Genomic DNA, 21,898 nt, shown 5'->3' with positions numbered 1-21,898 from the left:
ACAGTTTATTCCGGCATGGTCTGGACGAACTCCGTGACCGAGTCCTCAATCATCGACCACTTATTGACCTGATTCCGCTTTTGTCATGTCATTAGCCCGTCGAGTAAATCTTCTGCTGGCGATCGGCATATACGGACAAGCGTACGAAACTGCCGTCTTTGGCAACACGGCGTGTATCATAAAATAAAGTAACCGTAGCGGTTTGCATAGGATAGTGATCAGGGGAGCACGAAAACGCATTGTACAAACCTCATTATGTGCAATGCGATGTGCAATGCAAACCTATAAAATCAACGGTATATATCAATAAGTACTGATAAGAGTATGTGTATTAAATTACTGATTATTAATTAAGTAGATAATTTATAGGGGGCGCGAGAGAAGTATAAATAAATAGCTGTTTATGATTTGTAATCAGGATGCGCAAGCGCGTCGGGGGGTCGAATCCCTCCACTGGCTCACTTAGTGTTAAGCACTTACGTTAATTCGTAAGTGCTTTTTTGTTGTCTTGATAGGTGTATGTGCAAGTCCAATACACGCTATACTTCGTTTAGTTAGCCAATTCAAATTGTTTCACCAAGGCTGAACTGTTGCTAGCCGGTTACCAGTGATACTTTCATCAGACGTTCGCCTACTCGATGTCGAACGACATGTCGGTTGCTTTTACGTTGCGCCACTGTTCAGCGTCCCCCCTTCATCGGCGATGCAATCGTCGATCAATTCCCGCAGATTTTTGCAAACGCCCTTATCCGTTGCGCCGATCGTGGTCAGTAAAAACGACTCGGTGCGTATGTAGCCCATAAGTTCATCGGAGCCATCTTTTTATAGTAGTACTGTTAGTGTTTTTATCTAGCTGCTACCAATCGAGTTACCTGAAGCGCTGTTTGAGCACAGTTCGCAAGCTAATCTGTTAGGCTGATAGTCCCGGATAGGTTAAGTCGCTTTGAACTGGATTCCCTTCAAAACGCTCAGGGTACCTACGGCATGCTCGTTTGGGCGGTGGCTAGTGCGAAAATAGCTTCATGCATAGGTATACTCCTCCCGGATGCACATCCCGGCTTCCCACTGCTTCCCAATATGAATCTCGTCATTGCCAAACCAGTTCAGGTAGCCTCATTCGTAACAAGCAGACAGGCGTCGGCGGGTAAACAGGCGATTGGCACACGGATTGTCTCCGCGCCAGCGAAAGACGGAGTCGCCTGCACATAGTCCGCCGACGGGAAACTGTACTGGTTCGGTGATTTTATGGACTAATCGAGTATACGTCAGTAGTTTATGAAAAAAGATGTGCGCGATTCGTGCACTTGGAAAGAAATTTGTTTAGTTAACATTAATAGAAAAAAGAAAACAAAGTATTTGTGTTAATTAATATTAGTTAATTAAAGGTCATGGCTATCTTTGACTTGTCAACTGCCCGGTATCAGCTACCAACAGGATGCAGGGCTGACTGGTACACCTTCCTGATCACGAACTAGTTAAAACAAATTGTCAATCAATTCCGTGTGTATGAAAACAAGTACTCCCTCCCTCAATTGGCTGGTATGTGGCTTACTATTAGGCACAACCGCCTACAGTTGTAAAACAAAAGACGTCTCGTCGATCACGCCCGTCACGTACACCTTCGCCGGGTTCGACAACGTCAAGCTGCCCGAGGTGACCCCAACGGCACCGGCCGCTGTATCCGTAACGGCTGGTAGTATCACCTCGTCAACGATGGCTGCGGCCGTCAGTGCCGGGCTGAATAGCATTGCGGCTTCGGGCCAGGTGCCTGCGTCGGTTCAACAGGCCGGTGCGGCTGTCGGTCAGGCGGTATCGGCTAGCCGGGCGTCCGAACTGGCAAGTAGCCTGAACCCGGACATGATCAGTTCGGGAACGATGTCGGCCGATATGAAGAAAGAACTGTCGGCGCTGGCCAACAACGCGGCCCTGAAAGCGTACATGCCTTCGTATACACTGCCGACGGTCAATGGTAAGCCGGTTGGGGCACGGGTTGGCGCTGGTGGGATTACGCTGGTAGCCGTGGCCAACGCTACACAGCAGGATGGCTCGTCTGATGCCTGTCGGCAGGCGGCCTCGGCGGCATATACTGCGGTCGTGCAAAGCCTGGATGCGACCCGCACCAGTCAGAACACGGCTATCAACAACAACTATACGCAACTGGAAACGGCAGCCAACGCTGAGGTATCCAGCTGCCAGGCGAGTGTGCCTACCCGGTACACGGACCTGCGCACCACGCTTCGTACGCAGCTGAATAGTTCACTGGCTACGCTGAATTCGGTGCGGGCAACGACAGGTGATGCACTATACAACCAACTGGCGCTGATGATGTACGTCGGTTACGTGCAGGCGCTGACAAATGTCGATACGATTCAGGCGGCTGATCTGAACGTCTGTACCGCTACCCGGGATGCCAAAATCGCGGCTGCGAAGACCGCCCGAGATTCGGACCTTAACCGGATTACGACCAACTACAACACGGTATTGAGCACCGCAGCTACTGTTCGTGACCGGGCGGTTGCCAGCTGCCACAACCAGGGTAACGGTGGTTGATCATTCGCTTGTCTGACTTCTTTTCCTCTCCTTATATCCGCGTAATCCTATGAAAAAGAATTCTTCTTATCTGCGTTTTCTCGCGCTGGCCGGCGGCTTGCTGAGCGTGTCGACGGCCAGTCTGGCGCAGGTGAATCTCAACAGCATCAGTGTCGGTGCCAGCTATTGGAAGCCCTCGCTGGACTACTGGAATCAGCGGTCGTTGTTGACGGACTATAACGGCGGGCAGGGTGCTACGCTCGGTGGGCAGGTCATGCCCCACGTGGCACTGGAAGTCGGGCTGGCCAAAGGCTTGTCGCTGGGGGGGCGGGCCGGCTACTGGCGGAGTTCGGCCGCTGGTAACCTGAGCACCGGGGGCGTCAACCGCTCGGAAAAGCTAACCCTGGCGATCATTCCGGTGTCGCTTGATCTGACGTATCGCTTCAACCCGGCGCGACCGGCCGCAACGACTGACGCGAGCGATCAGTCGGCCAAGCCGAAAACGCCGTTCGTGGTGCCGTATGTCGGGGTTGGGCTGTCGCGATACTTTATCAACAATACCTTTACGCGGACGGTCGCTAGTGGTTCCGGTTCGGTCAACGAATCGCAATCGGGCAACAACTACGGCGTGCAGGTATTTGCCGGGGCCGAGCGGAAGCTGGTCAAGAAACTGTATCTGGCGCTCGATGTCCGGTATCACCTCGGCAGCTACAACCAGCTGGTGCAGACCGAGTCGACGAGTACCGCCGAAAAAGTAAGTCTGAACGGTTTAGAAGCGGGCCTGGCCCTACGGCTAAAACTGGCCGAATAAGTAGAAAAGCTGCGTGTGGACTACCGGAAGCGAACAGCAACCGGATTCAGCACGCAGCTTTTTTTGTACCTCTCCGTAAAACTGTCTGCCGGTATATGGCGCTACGTCTCCATTCATTTTGTTCGTTACTGGCCAGCAGGGCCGCCCGGCGCGTCCTCCTGTGGGGGCTGGGCATGGCCGCTTCTGCCGCGCCCTCACTAGCGCAGGTCAACATCTCCGGGAAGGCCGGGCTGCTGTATGTGCCAACGGCAACCATCCTGTCCGACGGTACGTTTCACGCGGGCTACAGCTACAACCCGGTCAACTACGCCTTCCGGTTTAACCCGGGTGCCAACCCGTTGATAAAAACACGTAACTCGGAAAGTATCTTTTTCGTCAACCTGGTGGTGCTGCCCCGACTTGAACTGAATGTCAACCTGCTGCGACCAAATGGGCCGATTCAGTACGGCGCGCGGGGCATCGGCGACCGGCAGATCGACGTGAAATACGGCTTACTTACCGAACGCGCCGATCGGCCATCGGTGGCGCTGATTGCGTCGATACCGCTGGGTATCGATAACTCGCTGGTTACGAACGTTATTGTGGCCACCAAACACGTAGCGGTATCGTCAGCTATTGAGCTGGAACTGACGGCTGGCTACGCCTGCCCGTACTATGTCGACCGGGCCGATATGCGCAACGATCAGAACTCGACGCTGTTTTCGGGCTTTGTCCTGCGCGACAAACGCGACATGAAATCCTACTACCTGGCCGGTCCGATCGGCGGTGTTAAAGCCAGCCTTAGCCGCAAAGGAGGGGTCATGGCCGAGTGGGATTCGCAACACCTGAACCTGGGCGGCTACGCTACTTTTTTTAAGCACTGGACCGTGCAGGCGGGCGTCGTGAATTTCGATCAGCTTACGTTCGGGGCGTCGTACGCTTTCTCGCTGCTATCCACCAAACACTCCGCCAGCCATGATAAAGCGAAGTAAGCATTGGGGGCGATTCGTCCTGTTGCTGATGACAAGTCGACTGGCAGTGGGGCAATCGACGACCGGTCAGATCGTTGGTTCGCTGGAAAACCTGACCGTCGACAGTGCGAAACACCGGGTGTTTTATGAGCAGCGCCTGTACCGGAATCCCATGACGGCCATGCTGGAACTGAGCGAAATGCCGGTTGCCCGGACCGGCTCGGCGCTGGTGCCGCTTTTTCAGGGAGTGCCGATTGCGCAGTACCAACTGACACCAGTCTTCCGAACAACGCCACTGACACGAACGGACCGGTCGGACTATGCTGCCGCCGTGCCGTTCAACGGACGGGCCTACAGGTTCGATTTTCGCCTTCACCCCGAGTTCATGGCTAACTTCGGTAATCGCGAACGAACGGTCGAAAGCAAGACTAATCTCCTGCTGCAAAGCCAGCTCTACCTGCGCCGTGGGCTGGTGCTGAACTGGGGGATTCTGTTTCCGATCATCAACGATCTGGATAATCAGGCGATGAACGTCCGGCCCGCGCCGATCTTTCTGAATCAGTTTCTGGCGCTCAACCAAGCCGATTTCATGAGTATTTCGGCGGGTTTGTTCTACAATGACCGCTATGGGCTGAACGTGCAGTACCGCCACGCTGATCTGAATTCGCCCTGGTCGTATGGGCTGGAGACCAGCCTGACGGGGTATTACGTCTTTCCGAAAAACGATTTTTACTACCAGTCGCTCAGCGACCTGATGATACTGGGTGACGTGGCCTACCGTATCGGGCGGCACAACGTAACGCTGAAAGTGTCGGGGGGGCAGTACCTGTTCAACGACCGGGGTGGCCGCATCGACTTTATCCGGCAGTTTCCGAACGTCGAGGTCGGCTTTTTCGCCACCAAAACCGGCAATGGATCGACGGCCGGTTTCAACTTCGCCATTCCCATTCCACCGGGACGAATCGTACAATCGAACCGGGTCCGGCTGCGGACGACGGAGGAGTTTCGCTGGGAATACAACTACAGCCGGGGCTACAACATCGCTACCCGCTACAAAGTGGGCTATCAACTCGATGCCTTACTGCGTCAGTATCACAACAGCTACCTGAAGAGTCAGCTCGGCCGGTAAGGCCCGGCCATTTATATTTCTCACGGACGGATAACAATTTCGCCCCCCTCGTGCTGTACCTTTGCCCGCGCAAGGGTAATCGGTCAGTCGCCCACGAGAGCGATCGACCGAGTTTAAAAGGGAATCCGCCGGTCCGCCGGTTTGGTGCAAATCCGGAACAGTCTCCGCTGCTGTAACCTCCACAAACGCGATCAGCCCCGCGTGCCACTGTTTCGTTCGGAACGGGAAGGCCGCTGATCGTGGGGGAAGTCAGAAGACCTGCCGTTGCTTCATCGATAATGGCTTTCGGAGGAAAAGCCCGTCCGTCCGTGCATACACACATTGCTCCGTTCGCGCAGTGCAAACCACGCTTTGCTGTCTGGTTTGTCTGCCTGCTGGCTGGTCTGTCGACCGCTAGTCTGCCCCAGCCGGTTTCCGCCAAACCGGCTCCCCAACGTACCAGTCTCGCTCGCCCGCAGGTAGCCGTCCGCTACGCCAAAGGGTTTGCGATCCGGTACAGTGGCCCCTACAAGTTCGTGTCGATTATGAGCCCGTTCGACAAAAGCGTCGATACGGTGCGGTACGTGCTGGTGCCACGCGGTACCCCGGCCCCGAAGGGCTACGCGGCCAGTCAGGTTATCGATATTCCGCTGCGCAGTATCGTTGCCATGTCGTCGATGCACGTGGGACTGGCGGAGTTTCTGGGCGCGGAAGACCTTATCGTCGGTCTGGGTAATCTCAAATACGTATCGTCGCCGAAGGTGATTCAGCGCATCGACGCGGGGAAAGTTCGCGAAGTGGGTCGCGACCAGACGATCAACGACGAACAGGTGATTACCATACAGCCCGATCTGCTGATGGCCATGGGTAGCCCCACCGCCCGGCTCGATCATTACCGCACCATCCGGGGAGCGGGCGTGCCGGTGCTGATCAATTCGGAATGGGTCGAGACAACGCCACTGGGCCGGGCCGAATGGGTGAAACTGCTGGCTGCGCTGCTCAATAAGGAAACGCTTGTCAACCAGAAATTTGCGAAGGTCGAGCAGGAGTACAACCGGCTGGCGGCTTTGACGAAGCCTGTCGCCCGCAAGCCGACGATCATCAGCGGAATGAACAGCAAGGATGCCTGGTATGTACCCGACGGCGACAGCTACATGACCCGCTTTTTTCTGGATGCCGGGGGGAAATACCCCTGGGTGAACCGTCGGGCGACGGGTAGCCTGCCGCTGAATTTCGAAGCCGTATACCCCATCGCGCTGACGGCCGACTACTGGCTCAACGTGGGGATGATGTCGGTCGATTCGAAGCAGAGCGTACTGGCCAAAGACGTGCGCTACGCCGACTTCAAAGCGTTCAAAACAGGCCGGCTGTACAGCTACACCAAACGGGTCAACAGCCGGGGTTCCAATGATTTCTGGGAATCGGGGGCCGTCAACCCGCACCTGGTTCTGGCCGACCTGATCCGGATTCTGCACCCCGATCTGCTGCCGAAGCACCAACTGATTTACTACCAGCAACTGAACTAATGAACACGGCTGATACCCATCCGTCCGGTCCACCGTCTGCGTGGTCCTGGCGTCGGCTTGTCGTGCCCGTACTGACGGGGCTGGCGCTGTTTTGCTTTCTGCTCGACATTGCGCTGGGGTCGGTGGCTATTCCCGTTAAGGAAGTGGCCCGGATCGTATTCGGCCAGACGTCCGACAACGAAGCGTGGCTGTACATCGTCCAGAAGATACGATTACCTAAGGCGGTTACGGCCGTTATCGTCGGCTGTGGGCTGTCGGTGAGCGGTTTACAGATGCAGGCGCTGTTTCGCAATCCACTGGCTGGCCCGTCGGAACTGGGCATTACGGCCGGGGCCGGGCTGGGTGTCGCGCTGGTGATGCTGGGCAGCGGGGGCAGTGCCAGTCTGTACGCGATCCGGCAACTGGGCATCGGCGATAGCTGGCTGCTTGTCGCGATGGCGTCGGCGGGCTCGGCGCTGGTCCTGGCGCTGGTACTGGCGATCGCCGGTCGACTGCGCGACAATGTCGTATTACTCATCGTCGGCGTGATGGTCGGTACCGTGACGCTGGCGATCATCAGCATCTGGCAATATTTCAGTCAGCCCGAACAGTTGCAGGAATATTTACTCTGGACGTTTGGCTCGCTGGGCGGGGTTGTGCAGACGCATCTGTACGTGCTGGCGGGCGTAGTGGCGGGTGGCCTGCTGCTGGCGTTTACGCTGTCGAAGTCGCTGAACGTGCTGCTGCTGGGCGACAACTATGCCCGGAGTATGGGCCTCAACGTCCCGCGCAGTCGCCTGCTGATTCTGCTCAGTACCAGCGTATTGACGGGTAGCATCACTGCCTTTTGCGGACCGATCGGTTTTGTCGGGATTGCCGTGCCGCACCTGACCCGCTCGCTGCTCGACACCGCCGACCATCGCCTGCTGATTCCAACGGCCTGTCTGGTCGGAACCCTGCTACTGCTTGGCTGCGATATCCTTTCCCAACTACCAGGGACACAGGCCATTCTGCCCATCAACATCGTCACCTCCCTGTTGGGCGGGCCGGTGGTGATCTGGATTATCATGCGTCGTAACTCCATCCGCACGGCTTTCTGATGAACACACCGCTGTTAACGACGCACGACCTGAGCATCGGTTATCCGACACAGCAACGCACGGTGGCACAGGGGCTGACGCTATCACTGGCTGCGGGTCAACTGGTTTGTCTGCTGGGACCGAACGGGGCCGGTAAGTCGACGCTGATGCGGACGCTGGCGGGGCTACAGACACCGCTGGCCGGAACGGTGAAACTGGCTGGTCAGCCGCTAACCGACATCAGCACGCTCGATCTGGCCCGGCGCATGAGCCTGGTCCTGGCCGAACGTGTCGACATGGGCACGATGCGGGTGGGCGAACTGGTGGCACTGGGTCGTGCCCCGCATACCGGCCGCTTTGGCCGACTGACGGCCATCGATCAGGCACGAATCGAGCAGGCACTGACCCTGACGAACACGCACCGGCTGGCCGACCGGCGACTGCACCAACTAAGCGACGGCGAACGGCAGACGGTGATGCTGGCCCGGGCGCTGGCGCAGGACACCGATCTGATTCTGCTGGACGAACCTACGGCCCATCTTGATCTGCCCAACCGGGTCGAGATGATGCGGTTGCTTCGGCAACTGACCCGGCAGACGGGCAAAGCGATTCTCCTGTCGACCCACGAGCTGGACCTTGCCTTGCAAGCCGCCGACACGTTGTGGCTATTCGACGCACTGGGACAACTGGCCGTGGGGGCACCCGAGGATCTGGTGCTGACGGGTGCCTTCGACGCTGCTTTCGATAAGGCCGGCTTCTACTTCGACCGCTCGACGGGTACGTTCACGATGCAACCCGACGAGAACGGTCCGTCGGTGCGGTTATCGGGTAATGAGTCGTTGCTGTTCTGGACGCGCCGGGCGCTGCGCCGGGAGGGGTTCGCCATACAGGACACCGCCGACCGGACCGTCGAAGCGTTTTTCCAGCAGGGGCAGGCGCACTGGCAGTATACCTATGCAGGCCAAACCTACACGGTTACGTCGGTAAGTGACTTGCTGGGGGCGTTGAGAGATGATCTTTCGGAAGTACGTAAATGAAATGCTCATCTACCCCCTAAATCCCTCAAGAGGTTATTTGGAGAAGTGTTTTTGTCATCCCGAGCCGGCGACTGGGCCGCCGGCTCGGGATGACAAAAACGGCGATTTTGATGCGGATAATGCCTATCTAGGCACCCCTGTCCTTCAAGGAATTTGACGATTAAAAGTCGCCCTGCAAAGATCAACTAGATGACGTAGGGCCAACTAATCACATTTCAATCATCATGAAGATATACACGAAAAAAGGCGACAAAGGTACGACGGGTCTGTTCGGCGGTAGCCGGGTCGACAAAGACGACGTACGGGTCGAGTGCATCGGTACACTCGATGAAGCAAATTCCACCATCGGACTACTGCGGGTCAAGCTAGGCAACGACCACGCGTGGCAACCCAATCTGCATAAGATTCAAAAAGACCTGATGGATATGATGTCGCACCTGGCTCGCCCGTCGGACGCTAAGAAGGAAAACAAAAACCCGATGCCCGAAGACGGTGCCGACTTCTGCGAGCAATGGATCGACGCGCTCGAAGCGGCTATGTCGTCGCCCTCGGATTACTTCCTGCTGCCGGGTGGTAATGAGATTTCGGCGCTGTGCCACGTCGCCCGGACCCAGATTCGGCGGGGTGAACGGCGGCTGGTCTCCCTGCGCAAGACCGACGAGGTACATCCGGCGATTCCGGCGTACGTCAACCGCTTGTCTGACTTATTTTTTACGCTGGCCCGCGCCGAGATGGACAAAGCCGGTGTTGCCGAGGAGAAATGGCAGCTGTTTCTCTACAAACGCTTTAAGTCGGAAGCATGATCGTGTACATCTCCGGTGGGGTCCGCAGTGGCAAAAGCCGGTACGCGCAGGAGAAGGCCCGGCAGCTCAGCGATGCGCCCGTCTACGTCGCGACGGCCCGCATCTGGGATGTGGAGTTCGGGCAGCGGGTCGACCGGCACCGCGCTGAGCGTGGCCCCGAATGGATAACCTTCGAGCAGGAAGCGAATCTGGCCACCCTGCCGCTGACCAACCGGGTCGCCGTGATCGACTGCGTGACGCTCTGGCTGACGAACCTGTTTATGGCCCACGACAGCGACGTCGCCCGTACCCTGACGGCGTTCAAGGCAGAGATCGACGCGCTGGCGAAACTGCCGGGCACGTTTCTGATTATTTCCAACGAAATCGGGATGGGACTACACGCGGATACCGAACTCGGCCGCGCCTTCACCGACCTACAAGGCTGGGCTAATCAATACGTTGCCGCCGTCGCCGACGAAGCCATATTCATGGTCTCCGGCCTGCCGCTTTTTTTGAAAACTATGTAGCCCATATGTAGCCCAGACCTCCAGGTCTGGAGGCCGCCAGGCCAACTATGTAAGGCGGTAGCTAGCAGGTAGCTATGGCACCTATAAGACTTGGACCGGTCCGCCGGCGTGGGTCTAGTGGTCGCCAGGTCAACTACTTCAGATGGAAGCTATTTTAGCCGCTATCACGTCTACCAGACGTGGACGTCTGGGCTACACTCATCAAAACCCATAATGGAACAGCAGATACAACACATCATCGACACGAAAACAAAACCGCTGGGGGCGTTGGGGCGCCTGGAAACGCTGGCGAAACAGATTGCCCTGATTCAACAGACGACACAACCCCAACTGGTGAAGCCGCATCTGGTGGTGATGGCGGCTAGTCATGGCATTGCAAACGAAGGCGTCAGTGCGTACCCCAGCGAAGTGACGTACCAGATGGTACTGAATTTTCTGACGGGGGGCGCGGCCATCAACGTCTTCACGCGACAGCATGGCATCACGCTCAAGCTGGTCGATGCGGGCGTCGACTATATCTTCGACCCGCACCCGGATCTGATCGACGCCAAAGTCGCGCCCGGTACGCGGAGCTTCCTGCGGGAAACGGCCATGACGCCGGAACAGTGTGCCGCCTGTCTGGAGAATGGCCGGAAGCTGGTCGCGCAGGTGCAGGACACAGGCTGTAACGTCATTGGCTTTGGCGAAATGGGCATCGGCAACACGTCGTCGGCCGCTATGCTGATGAGCCTGCTGTTGAACCTGCCGCTGGCCGACTGTGTAGGGGCCGGGACGGGCGTAGCTGACGAGCGGTATACCCAGAAATTAGCGATTCTCGAACAGGCAAAGGCTGCGCATTCGTCGGTCGACGCAAGCGACCCGATGGCCGTACTGCAAACATTCGGCGGTTTTGAGGTCGCAACAATGTGCGGGGCATTTCTGGAAGCTGCCCGTCGCCGGATGGTCATACTGGTCGATGGTTTTATCGCGTCCGTCGCGTTTTTGTGCGCCCATCGACTGGATGCCAGCATCCAGCCCTTTGCTGTCTTTTGCCATCAATCGGCCGAGAAAGGCCATACCCGTCTGCTGACCGAACTCGGTGCTGAGCCGCTGCTGCAACTGGGTATGCGGCTGGGTGAGGGAACGGGCTGCGCCGTTGCGTATCCGATCCTGCAAAGCGCCGTTGCTTTTCTAAACGAGATGGCGTCGTTCGAGAGCGCCGGTGTCAGTGGGGAAAGCGCATGAAACACGAACTCCGCTTGTTTTTCGTGGCGCTTCAGTTTTACACCCGCTTGCCCGTTCCCGCGTGGGTTGGTTACAGTGAGTCGGTGCTGAATCAGTCGACGCGCTATTTACCCCTGATCGGCTGGCTCGTCGGGGCCGTAACGGGGCTGGTCTGGCTGGCGGGTACGTACCTGATCGACGCGAATACGGGCTTACTGCTGGGTATGACGGCGTCGGTGCTACTGACCGGGGCGTTTCACGAAGACGGCTTCGCTGACGTGTGCGATGGCTTCGGTGGTGGCTGGACCAAAGAGCGTATCCTGACGATAATGAAAGACAGCCGGGTGGGTACCTACGGGGTCGTCGGGTTGGCGCTGATGCTGGGATTGAAATTCAGCGTGTTGCGGCATATGGGTACGTTGTTGACTGACCAGACAACCCTGCTACTGGCGTATCTGATGAGTGCCCACGCGCTGAGTCGGTTTATGGCAGTGACGGTTATTCGCACCCATACGTATGTGCGCGAAACGGACGACAGCAAGGCCAAGCCCGTTGCGCAAACCATCGGACCGGAAATTTTGGTGGTGGCGGGTATCTGGGCCGGATTACCCCTGCTGGTAACTTGTTGGCTGACCCAACAGCCACTGTTGCTTATGCTCGTTCCCTTGCTGTACGGCGTAAAAATACTGTTGACCCGCTACTTCACCCGCTGGATTGGTGGCTATACCGGCGACTGCCTGGGGGCGACGCAACAGGTCTGTGAAGTAAGTTTCTATCTGCTTTCGGCTGTTTTATGGACATTACCCTGATTCGCCATACCACGCCTGCCATTTCGCCGGGCCTGATCTACGGCCGTACCGACGTGCCGCTGGCGGATAGTTTTGCGCTGGAACTGGCTGCGGTCCGCGCGAAACTGCCCGGTACGTTCGACGTCGTGTACAGCAGTCCGTCCCGGCGGTGTGTGCAACTGGCCGAGCAACTTGCCCCGATCGTGCGTCTTGACGAGCGATTGCGCGAACTGAATTTCGGCGAGTGGGAGGGGCAAACCTGGGACACAATCGATCGGCAGGCGTCGGAACTGTGGATGCAGGATTTTGTCAACAATGCTCCGCCGGGTGGCGAAAGTATGCGTCAGATGAACGAGCGCGTTATAGACTTCTGGTCAGAACTGGTTCGTCAGCCGTATCAGCATGTTGGCGTTGTTACGCACGGGGGCGTTATCCGGTTGCTGGTAGCTGCCGATCGGCAGATTCCCCTGATTTCCGCGTTTACCATCGACGTTATCTATGGCGACGTAATTACGCTACACCAGTCTTAATTTTTGTCATTCCGAGCCTGCGGGGAATCTTCGGTAGCAGCGTATTTCTTTCTCTCGGCGAAGATTCCTCGCAGGCTCGGAATGACAAAAAAAATGCATTCGGATTGATTTTGTTGTCAGGTGATTATACACGTAGCGGGTGTTATAGCAGTTCCAGCTGCATGAAAAGTGGAACCACCGCCCTACCTTTCTCCGACAGGCTGTACTCGATGTGCAGCGGCTTCTGGCTGATGACCACTTTGTCCAGATACCCTGCCTCGACCAGCTCGTTCAGCGACGACGCCAGCGACTGCTTGTTAGTCCCTTCGATCGCCCGCAGCAGTGCGTTGAACCGAAGCGGTCCGTTGACTGCCAGCCGAAAAATCTGCGGCTTCCACTTGCCCGACAACTGCTTCAGCAACGCTTCGGCGGGGCAGGCCGGATCAGCTTTATGCGGAGAATTCATGGTCAACTTTTTCTGACTAATTGATTGATTGCCTGTTCTGGCGTCACCTTTGGGCAATGATAGCACGGCAGCCGGTATCCAAACGGTAAGCGATTACCGGAGGAACGCAAAAAAAGCCGTGGTGAATTCAAACACGATGGAAAATCAATCGAACAACCCGCTGCTATGCGATCTGGAAACGGGTCAATGCCTGATTCCTGACACGGTAGCCGGCAACGAAACAGGCATTGCCGTTACGAAAAAGGCCGTAAAAGTCGTGTACTACACCGACCCGATTTGCTCGTCGTGCTGGGGTATCGAACCGCAACTTCGGAAACTCAAACTCGAATACGGGCAGGATCTGGACATCGAGTACCGCATGGGTGGGCTGCTGCCCGACTGGAGTTATAACAGCGGGGGAATCAGCAAGCCGTCGGATGTAGCTTCGCACTGGGACGAGGTAAGTCTGCATTACGATATGCCTATTGACGGCGACGTGTGGCTGGAGAATCCACTGGCATCGTCTTACCCACCATCGATTGCGGTAAAAGCGGCTCAGTTGCAAAGTCCGGAAAAGGCCGTGCGGTTTCTGCGCCGGATTCGGGAACTGGTTTTTCTGGAAAAGAAGAACATCACGAACTGGACGTACCTGGCTGAAGCCGCGCAGGCCGTCGGGCTGGACGTAGACCAGTTGAAACAGGATTATGAAGGTGATGCGAAAGCACGCTTTGCCGACGATCTCGAACTCGGTCGGCAACTGGGTGTGCGCGGGTTTCCAACGATGTTCTTCGTGAATGAATTGGGGCAACAGGAGACCGTGTACGGAGTCAAACCGTACAGTGTGTACGAGAACGTCGTACTAAAACTGAATCCGTCGGCACGCAAAAAGCCGATCGATACAAACTGGCAGTCCTTGTTTTCAGCCTATTCGTCGCTGACGGCACGCGAGTTCGCGGAACTGTCGGGGCTGCCCCGGCCGGACAGCGAATCGCGTTTACGACAACTGACCAGGCAGGGGCAGCTAACCCAGTTTGATACGAAGAATGGCAGTGTGTGGACGTATAACGCCCACTAAACTAGCTCATAGAAAGTGGCTTAGGCTTCAACCCAAGTCACTTTCTCTTCGATGGGGGTCCGGACGGCGGGTTTATCTTTCGGCAGGTGGTAGCCCATGAAAAACAGCCCTACGCATTTCTGACTGGGTGTCAGGTTCAGAAACTGGTTCAGTGCATTGACGTTGCTGGGGCTGCTCCAGTACGCACCGATACCCAGGGCGGTTGTCGTCAGCCACATATTTTGCACCGCACAGGACACTGCTGCAACTTCTTCCCATTCCGGTACTTTGTCGGGGTGTATTTCCATCACGATGGCGATTACGCAGGCTGACTTCAGCACTTTGTTGCGGGCTCCTTCGAGTTTAGCCTCCGAAAACGATTCGGGCGTGGCATTGGCGCGGTAGGTGTCGCCCATGTAGTCAGCTAGCTTTTGCAGGCCTTGGCCCCGGAAGACGGTGAAGCGCCAGGGTTGCGTAAGCCGGTGGGTAGGAGCGTAGTTGGCGTTTTCGAGGACGGTTTCCAGCAACTCGCGCGGAATCTCCTGACCGGTGTATTCGGGTGGGAAAATGCTGCGTCGATTGCGGATAATCTGATTGATCGTGTCGATTGACTGGCTCATAAACTGCGTCGTTGACGGGATTGATTAGCTAAAAATGAACGGCTGACTGGTGTGAGCGGTTCCAGCAGACTGGCTGGATGTAGGGAATAGGGCAGACAAGGTTTGCTGGATGAATGTCACCCGATCGGCTACGGGGGCCAGCGGGAGCGGAACGATGGTAAAGCCCAGCGACTGATACGTGTCGACCAGCGCATCGTGCAGCGCGGTAGCCTCGGCAAACGTTTGCCAGCGCTCGCTGTCGTTGATGTAAATTGATTCCCAGGGTGGGGCCATGAACACCTGCTTCTGGTACGGACACTGCTGAATGGCCTGGTAAAAGGCAGCATCGACAGATAAACCCGCCACGCGTAGGTAAGCGATGATGTCGGGAATACCCCGGTCGAAAAACGTGACAGGACGACCGGGCTGGGTCGACGTCTGGTTGTAATCGGCGACCATACGGTGCAGCGCCAGCCGGGCAAAGCAGGACAAATCCACCCAAGGCAGGCAATGCCCCCCCTGCGCGACCTGTTCCTGAATCAGCACCCGCGACGCTTCGTCGACCGTGTGATAGCCCGCCGTGCGTAGCGCGTTGAGCAACGTGCTTTTGCCCGCGCCGGGCCCACCGGAAAGAATGAAGTTAGCCATAAAGCAGCGCAAAGATACCCAGCAGCGCCATCACCATCAGCAGACAGCTACGGTGATTAATGGCCACTGCCCGGCCAATGTCGTCGGGGCTGATAGTCCGATCGTGCTCGCCGATAAACGGTTTGTCGACTAATACGCCGTGGTAGACGTTGGGTCCGCCGAAGCGACAGTCGAGTATACCCGCCAGCGCGGCTTCGGGGTAACCGGCGTTGGGGCTCTTGTGCCGACGACCGTACCGGAACGCGAATCGCAACGCCCGGAGCTTACCCCCCGACAGGCTCATTAGCAAAGCCGTTAGCCGGGCGGGAATGAGGTTGGCGAGATCGTCGAGCCGGGCCGCGAACTTGCCGAACTGTTCATAGCGATCGCTGCGGTAGCCGATCATCGAATCCAGCGTGTTGATGAGTTTGTAGGTCATCAGGCCCGGTACCCCTGCCAAGCCGTAGAAAAAAAGTGGCCCAATGACGCCGTCGCTGAGGTTTTCCGACATCGTTTCCAGAGCTGCAATCCGAATCTGCTGGGCACTCAATTGCGACGTGTCGCGCCCGACGATGCGGGCTACCTGCCGTCGCCCCGCTTCGAGCCCCTCCTGGTCCAGCACTCGAAACACGGCCCGGCCTTCGGTAATCAGGTTGTTGTTGGCGAGTCCGTACCAGACAAACAGGCTGTTGACGAGCACGTAAACGGCTGGGTGAACGCGTAAAGTAAGAGTATCCAGGCCGTAGAAAAACAGCCAGACGCCGACGCACAGGCCAATTGTCAGCATGGCTCCTTTCCCGAAACGGCCCGTGCCCCGGTTGAGTCGGCGCTCGCCGGCGGCAATCAAATTGCCAAATACCCGAACGGGATGTGGCCAGTTGTCGGGATCGCCGATGAGCAGGTCGAGGACGTAGCCCAGCAGTGGGGGAAGCCCCCATTGAATCAGTGGGTCCATTCGGTGAGGGCGTCGATGAGCAGCGCATTTTTATCGGGCGCAAGCGTACAGAGTCGGAAATGACCCGGCCGTAGCCCCCGAAAATTGCTGGCGTCGCGGATGAGCAGGCCGTGTTTGTCGAGTAAATACGCCTTCAACTCGCCCGCCGTCCCGACACAACCCCATCTGGTGTGGGTTTCGGCCAGAAAAAAATGAGTTACACTATCGTAGACCTGAATAGCAGCAATGCCTGACAACGCAGCGACGAACTGACGTTTATCAGCTAGTAACTGGCTTAGAGGTAGCTGGATGTGGTCGTAATTGGCGAAGATGAATTGCCCGGCAGCCAGCGCCATGGCGTTCACTGTCCACGGTTGTTTACAGGCTGTCAGCCGGGTAATCAGCGACGGCGATCCGACGACGTAGCCCAGCCGTAGCCCCGGGATGGCGTAGGCTTTCGTCAGCGATCGCATAACCAGCAGATTATCGTGCTGATCGAGCAGCGGCAGGGCTGTGTGCAGTTGGTCGGTAAACTCGATAAACGCTTCGTCGACCACAAACAGCGTCTGCGGATTCCGGGCTATCCAGTCCGCCAGCGCGGGAAAAGCGGCCCCCGTTGGATTGTTGGGATTGCAGATAAAGACTAACTGGGTCGACAGTGAAGGCAACTCAGTGAGCGTAGCCCAGTCGAGAAAATCGAGTTGATGGCCGTGCATCCGGCAGGCGTCTTCGTACTCCGCAAAAGCGGGCGTAACGATCGTTGTGCGGCTACCGGCAAACGCCTGCGCAATCAGATAAATCGTCTCGGTCGTTCCACTGTTGACCAGCATTCGGTCGGCCGGAAGCCCGTGATGACTGGCGATCTGCTCGGCCAGTTGACCCGCCAGCGCGTCGGGGTAGCGGTTGATGCGGTCCCACTGACTAAACAGGTACTCTTTCAGACCGGCCGGTTCGCCACCATACCAGACATTGGTGCTGAAGTCAGCGCGAATCGGGGTCGTGTAGCGATAGCGGTCATCGCCATGTCCGTGTAACATAAATCAGGCTTCGACCGCTTGTAAATACGGCGAAATTAGGTGGTCAGCTGTACGGAACACGTACTGAACAGCATCGGTAAAGATAGGTTGTCGGCGTAAACCTACCAATCGACAGGCGTACCGGGATGGCCGTGCAGCGTCTGATTTGACCAGTATATTGCTTTTTAACAAAGCTTTCAATCCGTACGATGACGGCCACCATCGTACCCGAGCCAAAGGCACTCACCATACGCATTATTTATCTATGAAAAACCGAGTTGCGCGTCGACTGAGAGTAGGTCAGCTACTCGTTTGTATCGGACTGATCATGCAGTCGGTCGCAGCTGTCGGCATCGCTCCGCCGGCTACCCGCCGGGCCGACGTGATCATTTACGGCGGAACGTCAGCGGCTGTCATGGCCGCCGTTCAGGTACATAAGATGGGGATGTCGGTGCTTGTCGTTTCCCCTGATAAACACCTGGGTGGCCTATCATCGGGCGGACTGGGTTTTACCGATACGGGAAACAAGGAAGTCATCGGTGGACTGTCGCGTGAATTTTACCAGCGACTGTATGCGCACTATCAGCAGGATTCTGCCTGGAAATGGCAGGCGCGCAGTGAGTACGGAAACACAGGGCAGGGGACGCCCGCCATCGACGGAAACGCCCGTACCATGTGGATCTTCGAGCCACACGCGGCTGAACAGGTATTTGAGGACTTCGTGCGGGAAAATGACATTACCGTATTTCGGAACGAGTGGCTTGACCGGTCGACCAAAGGTGTTGTGAAAAAAGAAGGCGCAATTCAGTCGTTTCGGACATTGACCGGACACATGTATCAGGGGCGGATGTTTATTGACGCTACTTACGAAGGCGATCTAATGGCGGCTGCCGGTGTGCAATATCACGTCGGGCGGGAGGCCAGTACGATGTACGGCGAAAACTGGAACGGGGTGCAGCCCAACGTTTTTCAGCACGGTCACTTTTTCAAGGCAAACATCAGCCCGTACAAAATTCCCGGTGATCCGAAGAGTGGTTTACTCTCCGAAATCGCGGCCGACGGGCCGGGCGAAAAGGGCGCGGGGGACCATAAAATTCAGGCCTACTGTTTTCGGATGTGTTTTAGTAATCACCCTAACAACCGTGTGCCGTTTGCCCGGCCCGATGGGTACGATGCGTCCCGATACGAACTGCTGGGGCGGGTGTTCGACAGTGGCTGGCGGGAAATGTTTCAAAAATTCGACCCTATTCCCAATCGGAAAACCGATACCAACAACCACGGCCCGTTCAGCAGCGATTACATCGGTAAAAACTACGATTATCCGGACGCATCGTACGAACGCCGTCGGCAGATCATTCGCGAACACCAGCGGTATCAGCAGGGGCTGCTGTACTTTATGGCCACTGACCCACGCGTTCCGGCCGATGTCCGGGAGGCCATGCAACAGTGGGGGCTGGCGAAAGACGAGTTTACCGACAATGGGAACTGGCCCCATCAGTTGTATATCCGCGAAGCCCGGCGTATGCTGGGAACGTATGTCATGAAAGAAGCCGATGCACTGGGAAAAACTGAGGTTCCTCAGCCGATCGGTATGGGATCGTACGCGCTGGATGCTCATAATGCACAACGGTACGTACGGGCTGACGGCTATGTGCAGAACGAGGGCGATATTGGTGTGCATCCCGACAAACCGTACTCGATTGCTTATGGGTCGATTCTGCCCCGGGAAAAGGAGTGTACTAATTTGCTGGTTCCGGTCTGTGTGTCAAGTTCGCATATCGCCTATGGCTCCATACGCATGGAACCGGTGTTTATGATCCTTGGCCAATCGGCAGCAACCGCAGCCGTCCTGTCTATCCGGCAGAACACCAGTCCTCAACGGCTTTCATACGATGCGCTACGGACGGCCCTGCTACAGGATAGGCAGCGATTGACACTGGCCAACTAGCTTCGCAACGCTGACCCGGCTTCGCTGTATCCCTACATTTATACATGATTCTGGCCATTGCGATTTACGCGTTGATCGGTCAGTCATTGCTGCTCCTTGAACTGGGAGACTTGGTCATGTAGTCTAGTGATGGCTACCCGTTCGTTTTTGGTACATTTGCGGATAGATGACGGTGATACTAGTATGATTACTTCGCAACGATTGACTGATGCTCAACTGGCGCTGCTGGAATTGTTTAGTTTCGATATAAGCGAGGCTGAAGTGATCGCTATGCGGCAGACGTTGATGCGGCATTTTCGGCAACGGCTTGATGATGAAGTGCAACAGGCTATGCAACGAAAAGGGTTGACTATAGAACAACTCGACGCACAGTTGTCTGGCCACAATCGGACTGAGCTATTGCGGGAAATTCGAAAGAATAAATGAAGGCTGTTATTGATACAAATGGCCTGCTCCGGTCGATTCCGCACGATGGTAGTTATCGTTGGTTGTACGACGCGTTTGAGGCCAACGCATTTACATGGGTAGTCAGCAATGAAATCTTGCTGGAATATGCCGAGATGACGGCGTATTATTTTAGTGCTACAGCTGCCGAGCTGGTAACTTCTCTTCTTCTGGCTGCTCCTAACCACATCCGGCAGGAACCATATTTCCGGTTTGACCAAGTGAAGGATGATCCCGATGATAACAAATTTGTTGATTGTGCTATTGCTGCAGGTGCCGATTGGCTTGTTTCAGATGATCGGCACATTTTGAATCTACTTCGCGACGAAAAACGATTTCCGCCGGTTCCGATCTGCTCGTTTGACGAGTTCAGAGCGCTGATAAAAGCAGGGGAATAGTGTACGTAGCAAACAGCGTATGCCTTTATAACTGCATCGACGCGTAAATCTGGTTCATGTCGACGTGTTGGCGAATCAGGTCGGCCAGGCGGTTGTACTGCTGTTCCTTGAACTGGGCGTAATCGAACGATGCATTGGTCGACTCGGTCGTGTAGGGAGACAGCAGCGCATTGACGACGACGTCGTTGTCGAGGATGCCGTGCAGGTACGTGCCCCAGCAGCGGTCGTGGAGAAAATAGCCGTCGGGTTGCCCGTTGTCGAGTTGGGCGACGGGATTAGGCGTCCCCATAACGTCGGTCTGCCCCATATGAATTTCGTAACCCCGACAAGGTTCGGCCATCTGCCGGTACGTAAAATCACGCTGCTGTGTCGTCTTGACGGGTTGCAGTATCGTTCGGACGGGCAGCAGACCGAGTCCCGGCAGGGCTTCGATAGTGCCTTCCACCTGGTCCGGGTCTTCGACTATGTCGCCCAGCATCTGGTAGCCCCCGCAAATGCCGATGACCGTTTTCCCCTGCTTATGCGCGTCGACAATGGCCCGGGCGACGCCGTTATTTTTAATCGTTAGCAGGTCGTCGATCGTGTTTTTGCTGCCGGGTAGAATCACGATGTCGGCCTGCGCGATGTCGTCGGGCTGATGCGTGTAGAACAGGTTGACGCGTGGGTCGCGCTCCAGCCGATCGAAGTCGGTGAAGTTGGACATCCGTTTGAGCAGCACGACTGCTACGTTTACTTTCCCCGTCATCATCGACCGGGCTTTCTGTTCGAGCACGACCGAGTCTTCCTGTTCGATAGCAATGTCGCGGAAGTACGGCAGCATGCCGACCACCGGCACCCCCGTCAGTTCTTCCAGCATCCGCCGACCGTCGTCGAACAGGCGGGCGTCGCCCCGGAATTTGTTGATGATAATTCCCTTGATAAGCGCCCGTTCGTCGGGTTTCAGCAGGGCGATGGTGCCGTATACGCTACCGAACAAGCCACCCCGATCTATGTCGCCGATGAGGTACGTAGCGGCTCCGGCATGCTGCGCGATGCGGAGGTTCGTGATGTCGCGGTGCTTCAGGTTCAGCTCCGAAATACTACCGGCACCTTCCATCACGATGGGGGAATGCCGATTGGCCAACCGGTCGAATGCCTGCGTTACGGCGGTAAACAGTTCGGCGCGGTCGTTGCCCATGAAATAATCGTAGGCCGACTGGTTACCAATGGGCTTGCCGTTTAGAATCACCTGCGAACTGCGGTCGTTGGTGGGTTTTAGCAGCACCGGATTCATGTCGGTATGGCAGGGGAGTCCGGCGGCTTCGGCCTGTACCGCCTGTGCCCGACCAATCTCCAGCCCTTCCGGCGTCGCGTAGCTGTTGAGCGACATATTCTGCGCCTTGAACGGAGCCGGCTGGTAACCGTCCTGTTTGAAAATGCGGCAAAACCCGGCCGTAATGACGCTTTTTCCCACGTCGGAGGCCGTCCCGACAAACATAATGGGCCGAAGAGTAGGCATTGAAGCAGACTTAGAGTCTATCCGAAAATAGGGAAAGCCTGACGAGTTGAGCAATTTTGTGGTATCTCACATCACAATATTGCTCACCATGCAGGCTTTCGGCTACG

The 21,898-nt window shown here is 56.4% G+C and carries 24 protein-coding genes and 1 riboswitch; of the genes, 17 read left to right on the top strand and 7 right to left on the bottom strand.

Annotated features, from left to right (window positions below; translation table 11 throughout):
* Positions 1 to 663: 663 nt before the first annotated feature.
* On the bottom strand, positions 664 to 801 hold the full coding sequence (locus CLV58_RS28570) for a hypothetical protein (protein ID WP_170108812.1): 138 nt from the start codon (positions 799 to 801) through the stop codon (positions 664 to 666).
* Positions 802 to 1,077: 276 nt separating this feature from the next.
* Between CLV58_RS28570 and CLV58_RS29050 the strand changes: the two genes are divergently transcribed.
* From CLV58_RS29050 to cobC, 13 genes are all read left to right on the top strand, one after another.
* On the top strand, positions 1,078 to 1,209 hold the full coding sequence (locus tag CLV58_RS29050) for a hypothetical protein (RefSeq protein ID WP_281257954.1): 132 nt from the start codon (positions 1,078 to 1,080) through the stop codon (positions 1,207 to 1,209).
* A 297-nt stretch (positions 1,210 to 1,506) separates the two neighbouring features.
* Positions 1,507 to 2,550, top strand: coding sequence for a hypothetical protein (locus CLV58_RS26985; protein WP_106140955.1), 1,044 nt, complete (start codon positions 1,507 to 1,509; stop codon positions 2,548 to 2,550).
* Positions 2,551 to 2,599: 49 nt separating this feature from the next.
* Positions 2,600 to 3,340, top strand: a complete 741-nt coding sequence (locus CLV58_RS26980; RefSeq protein WP_106140954.1) for an outer membrane beta-barrel protein — start codon at positions 2,600 to 2,602, stop codon at positions 3,338 to 3,340.
* 95 nt (positions 3,341 to 3,435) lie between these two features.
* The gene (locus CLV58_RS26975) at positions 3,436 to 4,311 is read left to right on the top strand and encodes a YjbH domain-containing protein (protein WP_146141560.1); all 876 of its coding nucleotides are present in this window, start codon (positions 3,436 to 3,438) and stop codon (positions 4,309 to 4,311) included.
* Positions 4,295 to 5,419 (top strand): YjbH domain-containing protein, encoded by a 1,125-nt coding sequence (locus CLV58_RS26970; RefSeq protein WP_245882480.1) that lies wholly within the window; start codon positions 4,295 to 4,297, stop codon positions 5,417 to 5,419. The genes CLV58_RS26975 and CLV58_RS26970 overlap by 17 nt, the downstream gene beginning before the upstream one ends.
* 56 nt (positions 5,420 to 5,475) lie before the next feature.
* A riboswitch (cobalamin riboswitch) is annotated at positions 5,476 to 5,699 on the top strand.
* Positions 5,698 to 6,924 (top strand): ABC transporter substrate-binding protein, encoded by a 1,227-nt coding sequence (locus CLV58_RS26965; protein ID WP_106140952.1) that lies wholly within the window; start codon positions 5,698 to 5,700, stop codon positions 6,922 to 6,924. Its footprint overlaps the riboswitch before it by 2 nt.
* Positions 6,924 to 8,003, top strand: a complete 1,080-nt coding sequence (locus CLV58_RS26960) for a FecCD family ABC transporter permease (RefSeq protein WP_106140951.1) — start codon at positions 6,924 to 6,926, stop codon at positions 8,001 to 8,003. The genes CLV58_RS26965 and CLV58_RS26960 overlap by 1 nt, the downstream gene beginning before the upstream one ends.
* On the top strand, positions 8,003 to 9,019 hold the full coding sequence (locus CLV58_RS26955) for an ABC transporter ATP-binding protein (RefSeq protein WP_106140950.1): 1,017 nt from the start codon (positions 8,003 to 8,005) through the stop codon (positions 9,017 to 9,019). Before CLV58_RS26960 ends, CLV58_RS26955 begins: the two co-directional genes overlap by 1 nt.
* A 224-nt stretch (positions 9,020 to 9,243) precedes the next feature.
* A complete protein-coding gene (locus CLV58_RS26950; protein ID WP_106140949.1) occupies positions 9,244 to 9,822 on the top strand; it encodes a cob(I)yrinic acid a,c-diamide adenosyltransferase in 579 nt (192 codons plus the stop codon).
* Positions 9,819 to 10,328: a bifunctional adenosylcobinamide kinase/adenosylcobinamide-phosphate guanylyltransferase gene (locus tag CLV58_RS26945; RefSeq protein ID WP_106140948.1), complete on the top strand. Its 510-nt coding sequence runs from the start codon at positions 9,819 to 9,821 to the stop codon at positions 10,326 to 10,328. The genes CLV58_RS26950 and CLV58_RS26945 overlap by 4 nt, the downstream gene beginning before the upstream one ends.
* A gap of 213 nt (positions 10,329 to 10,541) precedes the next feature.
* Positions 10,542 to 11,552, top strand: coding sequence for a nicotinate-nucleotide--dimethylbenzimidazole phosphoribosyltransferase (cobT, locus tag CLV58_RS26940; protein WP_245882479.1), 1,011 nt, complete (start codon positions 10,542 to 10,544; stop codon positions 11,550 to 11,552).
* On the top strand, positions 11,549 to 12,340 hold the full coding sequence (locus CLV58_RS26935; RefSeq protein ID WP_106140947.1) for an adenosylcobinamide-GDP ribazoletransferase: 792 nt from the start codon (positions 11,549 to 11,551) through the stop codon (positions 12,338 to 12,340). Before cobT ends, CLV58_RS26935 begins: the two co-directional genes overlap by 4 nt.
* Entirely contained in the window at positions 12,325 to 12,849 is a 525-nt protein-coding gene (gene cobC, locus CLV58_RS26930; protein ID WP_106140946.1) for an alpha-ribazole phosphatase, read from the top strand. Before CLV58_RS26935 ends, cobC begins: the two co-directional genes overlap by 16 nt.
* A gap of 142 nt (positions 12,850 to 12,991) precedes the next feature.
* Here cobC and CLV58_RS26925 read toward each other — a convergent pair whose 3' ends face one another.
* Positions 12,992 to 13,294 carry a winged helix-turn-helix transcriptional regulator gene (locus CLV58_RS26925; protein WP_106140945.1) on the bottom strand — a complete coding sequence of 101 codons (303 nt, stop codon included), beginning with the start codon at positions 13,292 to 13,294 and terminating at the stop codon, positions 12,992 to 12,994.
* 136 nt (positions 13,295 to 13,430) lie between these two features.
* On the opposite strand from CLV58_RS26925, the gene CLV58_RS26920 reads away from it, so the two are divergent.
* The gene (locus CLV58_RS26920; RefSeq protein WP_106140944.1) at positions 13,431 to 14,348 is read left to right on the top strand and encodes a ClpXP adapter SpxH family protein; all 918 of its coding nucleotides are present in this window, start codon (positions 13,431 to 13,433) and stop codon (positions 14,346 to 14,348) included.
* A 20-nt stretch (positions 14,349 to 14,368) separates the two neighbouring features.
* Here the strand turns inward: CLV58_RS26920 and CLV58_RS26915 are convergent, their stop codons facing one another.
* The 4 genes from CLV58_RS26915 to CLV58_RS26900 are packed head-to-tail and all read right to left on the bottom strand — an operon-like array spanning position 14,369 to position 17,524.
* The gene (locus tag CLV58_RS26915; protein WP_106140943.1) at positions 14,369 to 14,947 is read right to left on the bottom strand and encodes a nitroreductase family protein; all 579 of its coding nucleotides are present in this window, start codon (positions 14,945 to 14,947) and stop codon (positions 14,369 to 14,371) included.
* Positions 14,948 to 14,971: 24 nt separating this feature from the next.
* On the bottom strand, positions 14,972 to 15,574 hold the full coding sequence (locus tag CLV58_RS26910) for an AAA family ATPase (RefSeq protein ID WP_106140942.1): 603 nt from the start codon (positions 15,572 to 15,574) through the stop codon (positions 14,972 to 14,974).
* Positions 15,567 to 16,508, bottom strand: coding sequence for an adenosylcobinamide-phosphate synthase CbiB (gene cbiB, locus CLV58_RS26905; RefSeq protein WP_106140941.1), 942 nt, complete (start codon positions 16,506 to 16,508; stop codon positions 15,567 to 15,569). The genes CLV58_RS26910 and cbiB overlap by 8 nt, the downstream gene beginning before the upstream one ends.
* Positions 16,496 to 17,524, bottom strand: a complete 1,029-nt coding sequence (locus tag CLV58_RS26900; protein ID WP_106140940.1) for a pyridoxal phosphate-dependent aminotransferase — start codon at positions 17,522 to 17,524, stop codon at positions 16,496 to 16,498. The genes cbiB and CLV58_RS26900 overlap by 13 nt, the downstream gene beginning before the upstream one ends.
* Before the next feature lie 307 nt (positions 17,525 to 17,831).
* On the opposite strand from CLV58_RS26900, the gene CLV58_RS26895 reads away from it, so the two are divergent.
* The 3 genes from CLV58_RS26895 to CLV58_RS26885 all read left to right on the top strand — a co-directional run bounded on the left by CLV58_RS26895 (position 17,832) and on the right by CLV58_RS26885 (position 20,293).
* Complete coding sequence (locus CLV58_RS26895; RefSeq protein ID WP_106140939.1) at positions 17,832 to 19,451, top strand: FAD-dependent oxidoreductase; 1,620 nt, start codon at positions 17,832 to 17,834, stop codon at positions 19,449 to 19,451.
* Positions 19,452 to 19,634: 183 nt separating this feature from the next.
* Positions 19,635 to 19,877 (top strand): hypothetical protein, encoded by a 243-nt coding sequence (locus CLV58_RS26890; protein ID WP_106140938.1) that lies wholly within the window; start codon positions 19,635 to 19,637, stop codon positions 19,875 to 19,877.
* Positions 19,874 to 20,293, top strand: coding sequence for a putative toxin-antitoxin system toxin component, PIN family (locus tag CLV58_RS26885; protein ID WP_106140937.1), 420 nt, complete (start codon positions 19,874 to 19,876; stop codon positions 20,291 to 20,293). Before CLV58_RS26890 ends, CLV58_RS26885 begins: the two co-directional genes overlap by 4 nt.
* A gap of 25 nt (positions 20,294 to 20,318) precedes the next feature.
* Here CLV58_RS26885 and CLV58_RS26880 read toward each other — a convergent pair whose 3' ends face one another.
* The gene (locus tag CLV58_RS26880; RefSeq protein WP_106140936.1) at positions 20,319 to 21,791 is read right to left on the bottom strand and encodes a cobyric acid synthase; all 1,473 of its coding nucleotides are present in this window, start codon (positions 21,789 to 21,791) and stop codon (positions 20,319 to 20,321) included.
* Positions 21,792 to 21,898 lie beyond the last annotated feature (107 nt).

Origin of the sequence: Spirosoma oryzae (assembly GCF_003002825.1) — a bacterium.
Taxonomy (GTDB): Bacteria; Bacteroidota; Bacteroidia; order Cytophagales; family Spirosomataceae; genus Spirosoma; species Spirosoma oryzae.
This window is presented reverse-complemented; position numbering and strand designations above follow the sequence as displayed.